Origin of the sequence: Paracandidimonas lactea, assembly GCF_021653995.1 — a bacterium.
Taxonomy (GTDB): domain Bacteria; phylum Pseudomonadota; class Gammaproteobacteria; order Burkholderiales; family Burkholderiaceae_B; genus Allopusillimonas; species Allopusillimonas lactea.
Genome location: NZ_JAJJOZ010000001.1, coordinates 715,634 through 732,436, shown reverse-complemented (window position 1 = coordinate 732,436; position 16,803 = coordinate 715,634). Strand labels below are relative to the sequence as shown.

Genomic DNA, 16,803 nt, shown 5'->3' with positions numbered 1-16,803 from the left:
GCAAGTGGGCTAAACTTTTCGTTGTTCTATTTTTGCCTTTGAAATGAAAGGCTTTTAAAAGGTTTATGGACCAAATACTTCAATTCCTGGCGGGTGGTTTGCTGCAGCTGTCGTGGTGGCAAGTCGTCATTGTTACGCTGGTGCTTACGCACATCACCATTCTTGCGGTCACGATCTTTCTGCACCGCAGCCAGGCGCACCGCGGCCTCGATTTGCATCCGGCCGTCATGCATTTCTTCCGGTTCTGGCTCTGGATGACCACCGGCATGGTCACCAAAGAATGGGTGGCCATTCACCGCAAGCATCACGCCAAGTGCGAACGCGAGGGCGATCCCCACTCGCCCGTCGTCTTCGGTCTGGGCAAAGTCTTCTTCCGCGGCGCCGAGCTCTATCGCGAAGAAGCCACCAACCCTGAAACGCTCAAGCGCTTTGGTCACGGCACGCCCGACGACTGGCTCGAACGCAAGCTGTACACCCCCTACAGTCTGCTGGGCATCCTCATCACACTGGCCATCGATCTCGCCCTCTTTGGCGTGCTTGGCCTCACCGTATGGGCTATCCAAATGGCCTGGATTCCCTTCTGGGCCGCGGGCGTCGTCAATGGTATCGGGCATGCCTGGGGCTATCGCAACTATGCCAGCCCCGACACCAGCACCAACGTGTCTCCCTGGGGCATCATCATCGGTGGCGAAGAGCTGCACAACAACCATCATGCCTACGGCACCTCGGCCAAGTTCTCCACCAAGTGGTACGAATTCGACCTGGGTTGGTGCTACATCCAGGTGCTGCGCTTCTTCGGCCTGGCGAAGGTCAAGAAGCTGGCGCCCAAGCTCAGGCTCGAACCCGCTTCCGAAGCGGTGGTCAACGCCCGCACCCTGCAAGGTGTAATTACCCACCGCTACGAAATCCTGGCCCGCTACACCGATATGCTCCGCAAGGCCGCTACCGAAGAACTTGAGCGTCTCAAGCCCTCGCGCAGCCAAGGTGATGCGCAATGCAGCTATTCGCTGCTGCGTAGTTGCAAGGCATGGATCTGCCGCAGCGACGATGCACTCGAGCCGGCGCAGCGCGCGCAGGTTGACAGCGTACTCGCCCAGAATCAATCGCTGTCCACGCTGGTGCAGATGCGTCGCGAACTGACCCGTGTCTGGGAAAGCTCCAGTGCCAGCAGCGAACAACTGCTTGCCGATCTCCAGGCGTGGTGCCAGCGCGCGCAGCAAAGCGGCATCGCCAGCCTCGAACAGTTCTCCTATCGCCTGCGCCGCTACGCGGCATGATGCTCAAGGGTCTTAATCCGCAACAGCAGGCTGCCGTTACTCTTCCTGCCGGAAATGCGCTGGTGCTGGCCGGCGCCGGCAGTGGCAAGACCCGGGTGCTCACAACCCGCATGGCTTGGCTGATCCAAACGGGCCAAGCCAGCCCCTACGGGCTGATGGCCGTTACCTTCACCAATAAGTCGGCGCGCGAAATGCTCACGCGCCTTACCAGCCTGCTGCCGATCAATACGCGCGGCATGTGGGTAGGCACATTCCACGGCCTGTGCAATCGCCTGCTGCGTGCGCATTACCGCGATGCCGGCCTGCCGCAGACCTTCCAAATTCTCGATACTGCCGACCAGCTCGCTGCGATTAAACGCCTCCTCAAAGGCGCCAATATCGACGACGACAAATTCCTGCCGCGCGATGTACAACGCTTTATCAACAGTGCCAAAGAAGAAGGCTTGCGTCCAGGCAGTGTCGAGGCGTGGGACGCCTATCGCCGCCGCTTGGTTGACATTTATACGTTGTACCAAGAGCAATGTGAGCGCGAAGGGGTGGTTGATTTCGCCGAGCTGCTGCTGCGCGCCTATGAGTTGCTGCAGCGCCATGCACCTATTCGCGAACACTACCAGCGGCGCTTTCAGCACATCCTCGTCGATGAATTCCAGGACACCAACGCGCTGCAGTATCGTTGGCTGACTTTGCTGGCCGGCGGCGGTGCCAGCATCTTTGCGGTGGGCGACGACGACCAATCCATCTACGCGTTTCGCGGCGCCAATGTTGGCAATATGGCGGATTTCGAGCGTGATTTCGCCCACGGCAACGTTATTCGGCTTGAGCAGAACTATCGCTCCTATGGCCATATCCTGGATGCCGCCAACGCGCTCATTTCCCACAACACCTCTCGCCTGGGCAAAAACCTCTGGACGGAGCAGGGCGAAGGCGAGCCGGTGCGCGTCATCGAGCAGCCTTCCGACCAATTGGAAGCGCAGTGGATCATCGACGAAATCAGGGCACTGATCAATGAAGGGCGCGAACGGCGCGAAATCGCTGTGCTCTACCGCAGCAATGCGCAGTCGCGCACCATTGAGCATGGGCTGTTCTCCGCGGGCATCCCCTACAAGGTATATGGCGGTCTTCGGTTCTTTGAACGGCAGGAAGTCAAGCACGCGCTGGCCTATCTGCGTTTGATGGACAATCCGCACGATGACACCTCGTGGTTGCGCGTAGTCAACTTTCCCACGCGCGGCATTGGTGCACGTACGCTCGAACAACTGGCCGACCTTGCCCGCCAGCAGAACACCAGTCTGTTTAGGGCTGTGCCGCTGATGTCTGGTAAAGGCGGCAGCAATCTGTCGCGCTTTGCATCGCTCATCGAACAGATGGCGCACGAGGCGCAAGTGCTCTCGTTGCCCGAGTTGGTCGAGCACGTCATCCATCACAGCGGGCTATTGGCGCACTACCAGGCTGAACGCGAAGGTGCTGAACGCCTCGAAAACCTGCAGGAACTCGTCAACGCGGCGGCAGCCTTTGCAGCCGAAGAAAACGTCGACGGGCTGGCTGCGGGGCGCATACCGGAAGGGGCGTTGGCGGCCATGTCAGCATCTGCGCTCGCCGATGGCACTGCGTCTTTGCCTGATGACCGCCAAGTGGTGGATGCCGCAACGCCCTTCCTTGGCGTTGTTATTCCCTCACACGATGCTGCAGTGCCTGCCGCTGCGACAGCAGCGTATGGTGGGGCAGGGGAGGCAGGTTCTGTTCAAGCGTCCGTGGCCGCGCCCAGTCCGGCGCAAGTTTCCGCCGATTCGGCCGAGGCGGGCCCCATGTCGCCCTTGGCTGCTTTTCTTACCCACGCCTCGTTGGAAGCGGGTGACAATCAAGCCCAGGCCGGGCAAGATGCTGTGCAACTCATGACTGTGCACTCCGCCAAGGGCCTGGAGTTCGATTCCGTGTTCATTACCGGTGTGGAAGACGGTTTGTTCCCACACGAGAACAGCCTGCTCGAGCCAGCTGGGCTCGAAGAAGAGCGGCGCCTTATGTATGTGGCCATTACCCGCGCCCGCGAGCGTCTGTATCTCTCGCTGGCGCAAAGCCGCATGCTGCATGGGCAAACGCGCTACGCGCTGCGTTCCCGTTTTCTGGACGAAATCCCCGACGAGCACCTGAAGTGGCTGACGCCGCGCGAGCGCCACCTTGCCCCACGCGAAAACACCTGGAGCGGTGCGTTCCGGCGCGGCGATGCCTACAACCGCCCAGACAGCGGCTCAGTAGCGCCCCGTGTGCCACGCATGCAATCTTCGGGCGTCATGGTGGGTGATAAGCAGTTCCTGATTGGGACGGGCGTACGCCATCCCAAATTTGGCGATGGCACAGTAATCGGGCTGAGCGGGGCGGGGCAAGATGCCCAGGCCCAGATCCAGTTCCGCGACGTCGGCACCAAGACACTGGCTTTGGGCGTTGCCAAACTGGAAATCATCGCCGCCTGAGCCCGGCATGTTTGACGTCGGGCCAGCCCTGATTCAATCCCTTGGTCCCTTAGCCTGTCGCTGTCACCGCGTATGGGCCGAGGCGGCTGGTGCCGGCCTGTGTGACATTCTATCGTTTCAAGCAAGCATTTTTTCTCCGTATCGGGTGGGCAAAAGGGGCGAGTTCGTGTACGCCGCTGAAACCAGGGTAGCCGTCAGGCAGTGCCCTGATTGATCAGATGCTCGGCAAGCTTCGCCCTTCAACGCAGCTAATGCGGCGTCCGCTGCTGTTCGATGTACTGGCGGATGACGTCGATGGGCGCACCGCCACAGCTACCGGCAAAATAGGACGGCGACCATAACGCGCCGCCCCACAGCTTCTGGCGAATGCTGGGGTGGTTTTTCTTGCGGATCATTCGGCTGGATACGCCCTTCAAGCTGTTGACCAACGCCGAAACAGAAACCTTGGGAGGGTAGTTCACCAGCAGGTGAACATGGTCATCCTCGCCATCGAACTCAGATAGCTGCGACTCGAAGCGCGGGGACACCGCGTTGCCGCCTGTGGAGAGGACGCCAGCCGCGCAAGGCCCGCAAGGGCCAAGCGTGCAGCCTCGGTGAAGCAGGAACCCACCGAAGCGACGCACAGCAGCCTTGCACCGCTGCGAGCGCCGTAGGAATCCCCTTTTTTAGGGAGGAGAGGATGTCAACTCTTCGAGGGACTCCTGCAAAGCCAGCCAGCTCTCCTCAAGCTCATCGAGCCGCTTGCTCAACTCGCCATGCTCAGCCATCACCTGTTGGCGCTCCTGGCGTCGCGCGTCCTCGTACAGCCCTGGATCCGCAATTAGTGTATCAAGCTCGCCCAGCCGCGCGCGGGCCGTTTCCATACCCGCTTCCACCTTGTCGATCTTCGCCTCCAGCGGCTTGCGCAACGCCGCCAGCCGCTGGCGGGACTCTGCCTGCTCGCGTCGTTGCTGCTTACGATCCATAGCCGGCAAACCATCGCCTGCCTGCCCGTCGTCGGCCTTGGCTTGCGCTGCGTCGCGCGCCTCAGCCCGCGCCTCGCCGCGTGCAGCGGCAGTACGCGCGGCCAGCCAATCGCGGTAATCTTCCAGGTCGCCGTCGAACTCGCACACCGTGCCGTCGGCCACCACCCAGAACTGATCCACCGTCGTGCGCAGCAAATGGCGGTCGTGCGACACAAGCAGCACGCTGCCCGGGAACTCGGCCAGCGCCGTGGCCAGCGCCTCACGCGTGTCCACATCCAAGTGATTGCTCGGTTCGTCCAGCAGCAGCAGATTGGGTTTTTGCCATACGATCAGCGCCAAGGCCAGCCGTGCTTTCTCGCCGCCCGACATTGGCGCAATACGGCTGTTGACCGTACCGCCACTGAAACCAAAGCCGCCAAGATAATTGCGCAATTCCTGCTCGCGCGTGTCGGGAGCAAGCCGGGCCAGATGCTGCAATGGCGTGGAATCGGCATCCAGCATATCGAGCTGATGTTGCGCAAAATAGCCGATCTCCAGGCCGCGCGAGGCCCGCCGCTCGCCGCCCAGCGGCGCAAGCTGGCCCGCCAGCGTCTTGATCAGCGTACTCTTGCCTGCGCCATTTACGCCAAGCACACCGATCCGACTCCCGCCGCGCACCATCAGCGTGACATTGGACAGAATCTCCAGCGGCCGCCCCGCATCATCCTGATAGCCCATGCGCAAGTTATCCAGAACCAGCAAAGGATCGGGCATGCTGACAGGATCGGGGATGCGGATATCAATGCCTGCCTCGGCCTGCAGGGGTGCCAGCACCTCCATGCGAGCCAGGGCCTTCACCCGGCTTTGCGCCTGCTTGGCCTTCGTGGCCTTGGCCTTGAAGCGATCGATGAAGCTGCGCAAACGCGCGGTTTCGCGTGTCTGCCGATCCCAGGCCAGGTGCGACTGACGCAGCCGCTCCGCGCGCTGGGTGAGAAAGTCTTCATAACCCCCACGGTAGCGCACCAATTTGCCGTTGTCGAAATGCAAAATGCTGCGTGCCACCGCGTCGAGAAACTCAGTATCGTGCGAGATCAGCATCACTGTGCCGTCATACGCAGCCAACCAACGCTCCAGCCAGAGCATGGCATCCAGGTCGAGGTGGTTGGTCGGTTCGTCCAGCAGTAGAAGCTCGGAGGGCGCCATGAGCGCCCGCGCCAGCGCCAGCCGCATCTGCCAGCCGCCCGAGAAATGCTTCACGGGCCGCATCCATTGGCTCGGGGCAAAGCCCAGGCCGGCCAAGAGCTGTTCGGCGCGTGACGGTGCGCTCCATGCGCCGGCCTCGATCAGCGCGGTTTCGAGTTCGGCAATGCGCTGGCCATTGGTATCAGGCACCTCGGCGCGCGCAGCCTGCAAAGCCCGCAGATGCGTGTCACCATCGATCACGAATTCACGGGCGGGACGGGTGTTGTCGTCGATCTGCTGCTCGACGCTTGCGATGCGCCAGGCCGCCGGTATGTCTAGCGTACCCGCGTCGGCGTCCAGGTGCCCCTGCAGTAGCGCGAACAGCGTGGACTTGCCAGCGCCGTTCTTGCCGACGATGCCGACCCGCTCGCCAGGGTTGACGGTGAAATCGGCGTCTTCGAGCAAAACCTTTACGCCACGCCGCAGAGTGAGGCCGGTAGCGCGTATCACGACGACAACTGCTCCCGTGTCAGCATCAGGATCTGATCTTCGGTGTGCTCCGTGCTAAGCCAGACGGGATCGAGCTGGGGAAAGGCTGCCACGAAATTGTCGTATTCGTTGCCGATTTCCAGTACCAGCATACCGCCTGGGGCCAGGAAGGCAGGCGCTTCGTCGAGCAGCCTGCGCACGATGTCCATGCCATCCTCGCCGCCTGCCAGCGCGCTTACGGGCTCATGGCGGTATTCGGCCGGGAGTTGATCCATGGATTGGCTGTTCACATAAGGCGGATTGCAGATGATCAGCCGGTACTCGCACGGATCGAGCTGATCGAACAAATCGCTGCGATAGCCCGTGACACGCCCTTGCAGGCCGTAGGCCGCGATGTTTTGCTCTGCTACTTCCAGTGCCTGTTCGGACAGGTCCACCGCATCGACCTGGGCATTGGGGAAGGCCAGCGCAGCCAGGATTGCCAGGCAGCCCGAACCGGTGCACAGATCGAGCACGGCGTCGACGCTATCGGGATCCGGGATCCAGGGCGACAGGCCATCGGCCAGCAATTCGGAGATTGGCGAGCGTGGAATGATCACGCGCGGATCAACGATGAACCGGTGACCTTGCAGCCAGGCCTCGCCCGTCAGGTAGGCGGCCGGCATGTGTTCTTCGACCCTGCGTTTGAGCAGCGCCAGGAAGGCTGCGCGCTCCTCGGGCAGGACACGGGCATCGAGATAGGGGTCGAGCGTGTCCAGCGGGAGATGCAAGGTGTGTAGCAGCAGGTAGGCAGCTTCATCCCAGGCATTGTCGCTGCCGTGGCCGAAAGACAGCCCGGCGGCGTTGAAGCGGCTCACGGCATAGCGCAACAGGTCGCGCAAGGTATGCAGGTCGGTTTGGGCGGATTCGTACATAAAAAAGCGTAATAGCGTTAGCGTGCCGGCAGCAGCGCGGCGAGTGTGCGGCGGTAGATGTTCTTCAGCGGCTCCAGCGCATCGACCGCAATGTGTTCGTTGATCTGGTGAATGCTGGCGTTAACCGGGCCGAATTCGACCACCTGAGGGCAGATCTTGGCGATAAAGCGCCCATCTGATGTACCACCGGTGGTCGACAAGGTGGCCTGCGTGCCGGTTTCGTCGGCAATGGCCTGGACCAGCGCCTGGCTTAATTCGCCACGCGGCGTCAGGAAGGGCTCGCCGCCCAGCGTCCAGTTGATGTCGTACGTCAGCCCGTGCCGCGCGAGAATGTCCGCCACACGCGCCTTGAGCGAATCCGGCGTGCTGGCGGTGGAAAAGCGGAAGTTGAAATCTACCGTGGCCGTGCCGGGCACCACATTGGTGGCGCCGGTGCCGGCGTGGACGTTGGACACCTGGAAGGTGGTGGGCGGGAAGTACTCGTTGCCGTCGTCCCACGTGGTGCCGACCAGCTCGGCCAGCGCGGGCGCGAATAAATGAATGGGATTGCGCGCCAGATGCGGGTAGGCAACATGACCCTGCTTGCCGTTGATGACGAGGCGCGCGGACAGCGAGCCCCGGCGGCCGTTCTTGATCATGTCGCCCAGCGTATCAACGCTGGTCGGTTCACCCACGATGCAGTAATCGAGCTGTTCGCCGCGTGCCGTGAGCGCCTCGCACACTTTAACGGTGCCATCCAGGGAAGGGCCTTCCTCGTCGGCAGTGATGAGCAGGCCGATGGAGCCGGTATGTTCGGGGCATTGCGCCACGAACTCTTCGGCGGCCACCACGAAGGCTGCGATCGAACTTTTCATGTCGGCGGCGCCACGACCGTAGAGTTTGCCGTCGCGGATGGACGGCGTGAACGGATCGCTGTCCCAGCGTTCCAGTGGGCCCGTGGGCACCACATCGGTATGGCCGGCGAAAACCACCAGCGGACCGCTGGCGCCGCGCCGCGCCCACAAGTTGGTGACGTCGCCGAACACCAGCGTTTCGCAGGTAAAGCCCGCCACCCGCAGGCGTTCGGCTAGCTGCTGCTGGCAGCCGTGATCCGCCGGTGTGACCGACGGGCGTGAGATCAGGTCGCGCGTGAGCGCCAGGACGGCGGAGTCGTTCATCAGGCCCTCAGCAGGTCGTTAATGCTGGTTTTGGCGCGGGTTTGCGCATCGACGCGCTTGACAATGACGGCGCAGGCAAGGCTGTGGCTGCCATCGGCTGACGGCAACGAGCCCGGCACCACCACCGACCCCGAAGGTACGCGGCCGTAGGTGATTTCACCGGTGGCGCGGTCGTAGATTTTGGTGCTCTGAGACAGGAAGACACCCATCGCAAGCACCGAGTTTTCCTCGACGATGACGCCTTCGACAATCTCGGAGCGCGCGCCGATGAAGCAGTTGTCTTCGATGATGGTGGGGTTGGCCTGCAGGGGTTCGAGCACGCCACCGATACCTACCCCGCCGGACAGGTGCACGTTTTTGCCGATTTGCGCGCACGAGCCGACCGTGGCCCAGGTGTCGACCATAGTGCCTTCGTCGACATAGGCGCCGATGTTGACGTAAGAGGGCATCAGCACCACATTGCGGCCAATGTAGGCGCCGCGGCGCGCGACGGCTGGCGGCACCACGCGGAAGCCGCCTTGTGCGAAAGCCTGGGCGTTGTACTGCTCGAACTTGGTGGGCACCTTGTCGTAGAACTGCAAGGGCGCCTGGCCCATAACGGTGTTGTTCTCAAGGCGGAAGGACAGCAGCACCGCTTTCTTGATCCATTGATGCACGATCCACTGGCTGCCGGATTTCTCGGCAACACGAAGCGTGCCGGCATCCAGGCTGGCGAGTGTAGTGCCGACTGCATCGCGCACCTCGGCAGAGGCGGACTCGGGCGACAGCGCGTTGCGGTTATCCCAGGCGTTTTCGATCGTGTTTTGCAGGTCGGATGTCATGAGTGTGAGATGGTGTGTTTGGAAGAAGTGAGAAAGTCCGCAATGCGGCCCGCCGCCTCGATACAGTGCGCCCTTGGTGCAACCAGAGCAATGCGCACACGGCCCTCGCCGGGGTTGAGGCCGTGTGCGGGGCGTGCCAGGAAGCTGCCTGGCAGGGCGGTGACGCCAGTGGCCGCGTAGAGATCGCGCACGAAATCGGTGTCGCTGCCCGGCGTGCGGGCCCACAGGTAGAACGACGCATCCGGCCAGCCCGTATCCATGAGCGGGCCGAGCACCGGCACCAACGCCTGGAACTTCTCGCGATACATGCGGCGGTTTTCGACCACATGGGATTCATCGTTCCAGGCCGCGATGCTGGCGTCGGATACCACCGCGCTCATGGCACTGCCGTGGTAGGTGCGGTAGAGCAGATACTGCTCGATCAGGCGCGCATCGCCCGCCACGAAACCCGAGCGCAGCCCGGGGGCATTCGAGCGTTTGGAGAGGCTGGAGAAGCTGACCAGGTTGCGGAAATCGGCGCGGCCTAGTTGCATCGCCGCTTCGAGACTGCCCAGGGGCTTGGCTGCCTCGTCGAAGTAGATTTCGGAATAGCACTCGTCCGCGGCGATGACAAAGCCGTACTCATCGGACAACGCAAACAGCGTGCGCCAGTCGTCGAGCGACAGTACATTTCCGGCTGGATTGCCCGGCGAACATACGAATATTAGTTGCGTCTTGCGCCAGATATCGGCCGGAACGCTGGCCCAGTCATAGCCGAAGCGCAGCGAAGCCTGGGCATTGAGGAAGTAGGGTGTAGCGCCCGCCAGCAGGGCTGCGCCTTCATAGATCTGATAGAAGGGGTTGGGGCACACCACGTGCGCGCCGGCGCCTGGATCGACGACAACCTGGGCAAAGGAGAATAATGCTTCGCGCGAGCCCAGTACGGGCAGAACCTGCGTGTCGGGATCGGGCCGGGCGATGCCGTAGCGGCGCGCGATCCATTCGGCGATGGCGCCGCGCAGGTCGGCTGCGCCTTTGGTGGGCGGGTACACGGCCAGCCCACCCATGGCGCTGCACATGGCTTCTTTGATGAATTCGGGGGTGGGGTGCTTGGGTTCGCCGATGGAAAGATTGATGGGGGCCAAACCCTTGGGCGGCTCGCCCGCCTGAGCCAGCAAGGCCCGGAGTTTCGCGAAGGGGTAGGGCTGCAGAGCGCTAAGGAGGGGATTCATGTTTGCGGCGTGCCTGATATCGCCGCGGGCGTTTTCTGGGCGCGTCGCGGCGCGCTGAACCAATAACCGAGTAAGTGAAACTGCGGTTTGAGGTGGTGCGAACGGAGAGACTCGAACTCTCACACCTTTCGGCGCCAGAACCTAAATCTGGTGCGTCTACCAATTCCGCCACGTTCGCAAGGGATAGCCGGGCATTATAACTGTTTTTCACGCCTGCTGGAGGGCGGGTAAGTGCTGGATGCAAGGCCGGTTCGATGCGCCAGCCAACTTTCTTGTAAAATGTCCCGTTTACTTCGTCAATTACTCAATCATATATAGGTCACCAATGCAGCCCGAGGTTGAAATTCTGTCCGGTCTGGAACGCCGTGTAGATCTCGCGATCTCCATCGCGGATATTGAAAAGCAGGTCCAGGCGCAACTGAAGCGTGTCGCCCGCACTGCCAAGGTCCAGGGCTTTCGTCCCGGCAAGGCCCCACTGTCGCTGATCGAGCGCAGCCACGGCCCGGGCATCCGCTACGACGTCATCAATGCCGAAGTCGGCCGCACGCTCGACAAGGTCATCGAAGACGCCAAGCTACGCGTTGCCGGCACGCCGAATCTCGAACCCAAGACCGAAGGCGTCGAAGACGGCATTATGGCGTTCTCCGCCACGTTCGAAGTCTATCCCGAGATTCAGGCTCCCGATCTGTCCACGCTGCAGATCAAGCGCGCCAACGCTACGGTGTCTGACGCCGACGTCCAGCGCACCGTCGACATCTTGCGCAAGCAGCGCGCCACGTATGAAGCCCGCGAAGGCCGCGCCGCGCAAGACGACGACCGCGTCACGCTCGACTTCGCCGGCACGATCGACGGCGTCGCTTTCGAAGGCGGCACGGCCGAAGGCTTCCCCTTCGTGCTTGGCCAGGGCCGCATGCTGCCCGAGTTCGAAACCGCCGTGCGCGGCATGAAGGCAGGCGAAACCAAAACCTTCCCGCTCTCCTTCCCGGCCGATTACGGTGGCAAGGAAGTGGCCGGCAAGACGGCTGAATTCAACATCACCGTCACCGAAGTGGCCGAGGCCATTCTGCCCACCGTCGACACTGAGTTCGCCAAGTCGCTGGGCCAGGCCGAAGGCGACGTCGAGAAACTGCTGGCCGACATCCGTGCCAACATCGAGCGCGAGGTCAAGTCGCGCGTGCAGGCCCGCACCAAGGCCAGCGTGATGGATGCGTTGGCCGCCGCTGGTACGTTTGACGTGCCCAAGGCGCTGGTCGACAGCGACGTCCAAAGCCGCATCGCAGCCGCCCGCGAAGAGCTCAAACAGCGTGGCATGCCTAACGCCGACTCCATGCCTATCCCGGCGGAAGCCTTCAGCGGCGAATCCGAACGCCGCGTGCGCCTGGGTCTGCTGGTTTCCGAGTTGGTCAAGTCCGCCGACCTTCAGGCCAAGCCCGAGCAGGTTCGCGCCCGCATCGAAGAGTTCGCCCAGAGCTACGAGCAGCCCGCGCAGGTTGTGGCGTACTATCTGTCCGACCGCCAGCGCCGCGCCGAAATCGAAGCTATCGTGCTCGAAGACAATGTCGTGGCGCATGTTGTGGCCAATGCGCAAGTAACCGACGAAAACGTCAGCTTCGACGAACTCATGGGGACCAACTAAATGTCGACATCGCGATTTACCGATTTTTACGCATCCATGTATGGTGGGGATTCGGTAACCCCGACGGGGCTGGGCTATGTGCCCATCGTGATCGAACAGTCGGGCCGCGGCGAGCGGTCCTACGACATTTACTCGCGCTTGTTGCGCGAGCGAGTCATCTTTTTCGTTGGCCCGGTCAACGACCAGTCCGCCAACCTGGTCGTCGCCCAGTTGCTCTTCCTCGAGTCCGAAAACCCCGAGAAAGACATTTCGCTGTACATCAATTCGCCGGGTGGGTCCGTGTATGCGGGCATGGCCATCTACGACACCATGCAGTTCGTCAAGCCCGATGTCTCCACGCTGTGCACAGGGCTGGCGGCCAGCATGGGCGCCTTCCTGCTGGCGGCGGGTGCCAAGGGCAAGCGCTACACGTTGCCCAATTCGCGCATCATGATTCACCAGCCTTCGGGCGGTGCGCAGGGCCAGGCGTCCGATATTCAGATCCAGGCGCGCGAAATTCTCAGCTTGCGCGAGCGCTTGAACAGCATTCTTGCCCAGAACACCGGGCAGCCGGTGGAGCGTATCTCGGTCGACACCGAGCGTGACAATTTCATGTCCGCCGAAGATGCGGTATCGTATGGTTTGGTAGACAAGGTTCTGGTCAGCCGTACAGACCAGGCCTGAAAGGCCGGCGGGCCGGCTCATCGCCGGTATCCGGCCCCGTCGTGATTATCAGGTGGGCGCGTAGCGCCCGCCCATTGAACTGAAAGAGTTTTATGCCTGAAAAGAAAGGATCGGCGGACGAAAAGACCTTGCGCTGCTCATTCTGCAACAAGAGCCAGCATGAAGTGCGCAAGCTGATTGCGGGGCCTTCGGTGTTCATCTGTGATGAATGCATAGATCTGTGCAACGACATCATTACCGAGGAAAGTCAAGAAGCCGCCCGCGACGCCATACGCAATGAGCTGCCTACGCCGCAAGAGATCAAGACTTTCCTTGATGGCTACGTCATTGGCCAGGACATCCCCAAGCGCAATCTGGCGGTGGCGGTGTACAACCACTACAAGCGTATTCGCTACGGGCAGGTCAAGGGCGACGACGTCGAGCTCTCCAAAAGCAATATCCTGCTGATTGGCCCCACTGGCTCGGGCAAGACGCTGCTGGCCCAGACGCTTGCGCGTATGCTGGACGTGCCCTTCGTGATGGCCGATGCCACCACGTTGACCGAAGCCGGCTACGTGGGTGAAGACGTCGAAAACATCATCCAGAAGCTGCTGCAGAACTGCAACTACGATGTCGAGAAGGCGCAGCGCGCCATTATCTACATCGACGAAATCGACAAAATCTCGCGCAAGGCCGATAACCCGTCCATCACGCGCGACGTCTCAGGCGAAGGCGTGCAGCAGGCGCTGCTCAAGCTCATCGAAGGTACGGTTGCATCGGTGCCTCCGCAAGGTGGCCGCAAGCATCCCAACCAAGACTTCGTTCAGGTTGATACCACCAATATCCTGTTCATCGTGGGCGGCGCCTTCGACGGGCTCGAAAAAATCATCCGCGACCGCACCGAGCGCTCCGGTATTGGTTTTTCGGCCTCCGTGCGTGCCAAGACCGAGCGCGGCGTGGGTGAGCTTTTCGCCGAGGCCGAGCCTGAAGACCTCATCAAGTTCGGTCTTATCCCCGAACTCGTCGGTCGCTTGCCGGTTGTAGCCACGCTCGAGGAGCTCCAGGAGGACACCCTGGTGCGTATCCTCACCGAGCCCAAAAACTCCCTGATCAAGCAGTTTCAGAAACTGTTTGAAATGGAAGATGTCGAGCTCGACGTCCGTCCCGCGGCCTTGGCGGCTATTGCCAAGCGCGCGATCAAGCGTCGTACCGGCGCCCGGGGCCTGCGTTCCATCGTCGAACAAGCCTTGCTGGGTACGATGTACGAACTTCCATCCCGGAAGAACGTCAAACGCGTAGTGCTGGATGAAAACGCTGTCTCGGGTACCGGCACGCCCATGCTCATTTATGCGGATGACGCCGACGAAGAGGGCGCCGAACAGCGGCCTCCCGTCAAAAAGCTGAAGGACGCGGCGGCATAGGGTTTGTTCGCTACGTCTTTTCGCATGCAGGCATGTATGCTTAACCTTGAAAACCTGGCAGTCGCCACCATTTATACCTACAGGTAGAGCTGAAAAGGGAGGCCCCGGCTTCCCTTTTTTTCTCAAGGTAAAAATTTAAGGAAATTACTATGTCTGCGAGCCAGATTCTCACCGCCGAACCTACGGAACTCCCACTGTTGCCCCTGCGCGACGTGGTTGTGTTTCCGCACATGGTGATTCCGTTGTTTGTTGGTCGTCCGCGTTCCATCAAAGCCCTTGAGTTGGCGATGGAAGCCGGCAACAACATTATGCTGGTGGCGCAGAAGTCTGCCGGCAAGGATGATCCCAGCCCTGAAGATCTCTACGAAATCGGCTGTGCGGCCAGCATCCTGCAGATGCTGAAGCTCCCCGACGGCACGGTGAAAGTGCTGGTCGAGGGCGTACAGCGCGCCCGCATCCAGAAGGTTACCGACGCTGACACGCATTTCATGTCGGTCGTTACCGCCATTGAGGCTGAAGAAGGCGAGGGCGCCGAGTCCGAGGCCCTGCGCCGCGCCGTGGTGGCGCAATTCGAGCAATACGTCAAACTCAACAAAAAGATTCCTCAGGAAATCCTTACCTCGCTCACTGGCATCGACGACGCCGGTCGCCTGGCCGACACCATTGCCGCGCACCTGCCGCTCAAGCTCGAACAGAAGCAGGAAATGCTCGAAGTCACCGGCACCGCCGGTCGGCTCGAAAAACTGCTGTCGCAGCTCGAATCCGAAATCGACATCCTCCAGGTCGAGAAGCGCATTCGTGGCCGCGTCAAGAAGCAGATGGAGAAGAGCCAGCGCGACTACTACCTGAACGAACAAGTCAAGGCCATCCAGAAGGAGTTGGGCGAGGGCGAAGAGGGCGCCGACATCGAGGAACTCGAAAAGAAGATCGAGGCTGCCCACCTGCCCAAAGAGGCACGCAAGAAAGCCGATTCCGAACTCAAGAAGCTCAAGCTCATGTCGCCCATGTCAGCCGAGGCGACTGTGGTGCGCAACTACATCGATACGCTCATCGGCCTGCCGTGGCGCAAGAAGAGCCGCATCAACAACTCCATTTCCAATGCCGAGCAAGTATTGGACGCGGATCATTACGGCCTTGAAAAGGTCAAGGAACGCATCGTCGAATACCTGGCCGTGCAGCAACGTGTCGACAAGCTGAAAGCGCCTATTTTGTGTCTGGTTGGCCCTCCGGGCGTTGGCAAGACGTCGCTGGGCCAGTCTATTGCCCGTGCCACAAACCGCAAGTTCGTGCGCATGGCGCTGGGCGGCGTGCGCGATGAGGCCGAGATCCGTGGCCACCGCCGCACCTATATCGGTTCCATGCCGGGCAAGATACTGCAGAACATGTCCAAGGTTGCAGTGCGCAATCCGCTGTTCCTGCTCGACGAAATCGACAAGATCGGTGCGGATTTCCGCGGCGATCCCTCGTCGGCCCTGCTTGAGGTGCTTGATCCCGAACAGAACCACACCTTTCAGGATCACTACATCGAGGTCGACTTCGACCTGTCCGATGTCATGTTCGTGGCAACCAGCAACACGCTGAACATTCCGCCGGCCCTGCTGGACCGCATGGAGGTTATTCGCCTCTCGGGTTATACCGAAGACGAGAAGGTTCATATCGCTTTTGACCACCTGCTGCCCAAGCTCATGAAGAACAACGGCGTACTGGAAGGCGAGCTCGAGATCCAGGAACCGGCCATCCGCGACATCGTGCGTTATTACACCCGCGAAGCGGGGGTGCGCGCGCTCGAACGCGAGATCAGCAAAATCTGCCGCAAGGTTGTCAAGCAGCAGTTGGGCAAAAATGTTGCCGCGGGCAAGGGGCCCAAGGCGGCGCCGGCGCAGGTTGCCGAGCAAGTGGTGGTGACCGCTGAGAACCTCAACGACTTTCTGGGCGTGCGTCGCTACAGCTTCGGTCATGCCGAGAAAGAAAACAAGATCGGTCAGGTAACAGGCCTGGCCTGGACGGAGGTTGGCGGCGATCTGCTCACCATCGAAGTTGCCGATATGCCCGGTAAGGGTGTCGTGCTGCGCACCGGCTCGCTGGGCGATGTCATGAAAGAGTCCGTCGAGGCGGCCCGCACGGTGGTACGTGCGCGTGCGCAGAAGTGGGGCATCCCCAACACGGCATTCGAAAAGCGCGACTTGCACGTGCACTTCCCCGAGGGCGCCACACCTAAAGACGGCCCTTCGGCGGGTATCGCCATCACCACCGCCATGGTGTCCGCGCTTACCGGCATACCCGTGCGGGCCGATGTGGCCATGACCGGCGAGATCACCCTGCGCGGTGAAGTACTGGGTATTGGCGGCCTGAAGGAAAAGCTGCTGGCTGCGCACCGCGGTGGCATCAAGACAGTGATGATCCCGGAAGAAAACGTGAAGGATCTCGCCGAGATCCCGGATAACGTCAAGAACCACCTTGAGATCATCCCTGTACGCTGGATCGACCGCGTGCTCGAAGTGGCGTTGCAGAACATGCCCACGCCCCTGTCAGACGAAGAGGTTGCGCGCCTGGCCGCCGAAGCGGTGGCCACCGCCAAGCCTGGATCGGGCGACAACGCCGACGGCCTGCGTCATTGATGCAGTTGCCGGCAACCGGGAGG

At 61.4% G+C, this 16,803-nt stretch carries 11 protein-coding genes, 1 tRNA gene and 1 pseudogene; 6 read left to right on the top strand and 7 right to left on the bottom strand.

Annotation, left to right across the window (positions count from 1 at the left end; translation table 11 throughout):
* The first annotated feature begins 65 nt into the window (after positions 1–65).
* Together LOL23_RS03400 and LOL23_RS03395 are read left to right on the top strand one after the other, a co-directional pair.
* Entirely contained in the window at positions 66–1,277 is a 1,212-nt protein-coding gene (locus LOL23_RS03400) for a DesA family fatty acid desaturase (RefSeq protein ID WP_160981718.1), read from the top strand.
* Positions 1,274–3,745 (top strand): UvrD-helicase domain-containing protein, encoded by a 2,472-nt coding sequence (locus LOL23_RS03395; protein WP_160981716.1) that lies wholly within the window; start codon positions 1,274–1,276, stop codon positions 3,743–3,745. Before LOL23_RS03400 ends, LOL23_RS03395 begins: the two co-directional genes overlap by 4 nt.
* Positions 3,746–3,993: 248 nt before the next feature.
* On the opposite strand, the pseudogene tnpA reads toward LOL23_RS03395, so the two are convergent.
* The 7 genes and pseudogenes from tnpA to LOL23_RS03360 form a co-directional block, all read right to left on the bottom strand.
* Positions 3,994–4,260: pseudogene (gene tnpA / locus LOL23_RS03390) on the bottom strand (IS200/IS605 family transposase); the annotation flags it as partial.
* A gap of 150 nt (positions 4,261–4,410) precedes the next feature.
* Positions 4,411–6,381: an ABC-F family ATP-binding cassette domain-containing protein gene (locus LOL23_RS03385; protein ID WP_160981712.1), complete on the bottom strand. Its 1,971-nt coding sequence runs from the start codon at positions 6,379–6,381 to the stop codon at positions 4,411–4,413.
* On the bottom strand, positions 6,378–7,274 hold the full coding sequence (prmB, locus tag LOL23_RS03380; protein ID WP_160981710.1) for a 50S ribosomal protein L3 N(5)-glutamine methyltransferase: 897 nt from the start codon (positions 7,272–7,274) through the stop codon (positions 6,378–6,380). The genes LOL23_RS03385 and prmB overlap by 4 nt, the downstream gene beginning before the upstream one ends.
* Positions 7,275–7,291: 17 nt before the next feature.
* Positions 7,292–8,431 (bottom strand): succinyl-diaminopimelate desuccinylase, encoded by a 1,140-nt coding sequence (dapE, locus tag LOL23_RS03375; RefSeq protein ID WP_160981708.1) that lies wholly within the window; start codon positions 8,429–8,431, stop codon positions 7,292–7,294.
* Entirely contained in the window at positions 8,431–9,252 is an 822-nt protein-coding gene (dapD, locus tag LOL23_RS03370; protein WP_160981706.1) for a 2,3,4,5-tetrahydropyridine-2,6-dicarboxylate N-succinyltransferase, read from the bottom strand. Before dapD ends, dapE begins: the two co-directional genes overlap by 1 nt.
* Complete coding sequence (gene dapC, locus LOL23_RS03365; RefSeq protein ID WP_160981704.1) at positions 9,249–10,463, bottom strand: succinyldiaminopimelate transaminase; 1,215 nt, start codon at positions 10,461–10,463, stop codon at positions 9,249–9,251. Before dapC ends, dapD begins: the two co-directional genes overlap by 4 nt.
* Positions 10,464–10,556: 93 nt before the next feature.
* Positions 10,557–10,641: transfer RNA gene (locus LOL23_RS03360), tRNA-Leu, on the bottom strand.
* A 147-nt stretch (positions 10,642–10,788) separates the two neighbouring features.
* Here LOL23_RS03360 and tig point away from each other — a divergent pair.
* The 4 genes from tig to lon all read left to right on the top strand — a co-directional run bounded on the left by tig (position 10,789) and on the right by lon (position 16,780).
* Positions 10,789–12,099 carry a trigger factor gene (gene tig / locus LOL23_RS03355; protein WP_160981702.1) on the top strand — a complete coding sequence of 437 codons (1,311 nt, stop codon included), beginning with the start codon at positions 10,789–10,791 and terminating at the stop codon, positions 12,097–12,099.
* The gene (clpP, locus tag LOL23_RS03350) at positions 12,100–12,762 is read left to right on the top strand and encodes an ATP-dependent Clp endopeptidase proteolytic subunit ClpP (protein ID WP_160981700.1); all 663 of its coding nucleotides are present in this window, start codon (positions 12,100–12,102) and stop codon (positions 12,760–12,762) included.
* 92 nt (positions 12,763–12,854) lie between these two features.
* Positions 12,855–14,162 (top strand): ATP-dependent Clp protease ATP-binding subunit ClpX, encoded by a 1,308-nt coding sequence (gene clpX, locus LOL23_RS03345; protein WP_160981698.1) that lies wholly within the window; start codon positions 12,855–12,857, stop codon positions 14,160–14,162.
* A gap of 149 nt (positions 14,163–14,311) precedes the next feature.
* Positions 14,312–16,780 carry an endopeptidase La gene (gene lon, locus LOL23_RS03340; RefSeq protein WP_160981696.1) on the top strand — a complete coding sequence of 823 codons (2,469 nt, stop codon included), beginning with the start codon at positions 14,312–14,314 and terminating at the stop codon, positions 16,778–16,780.
* Positions 16,781–16,803: the final 23 nt, after the last annotated feature.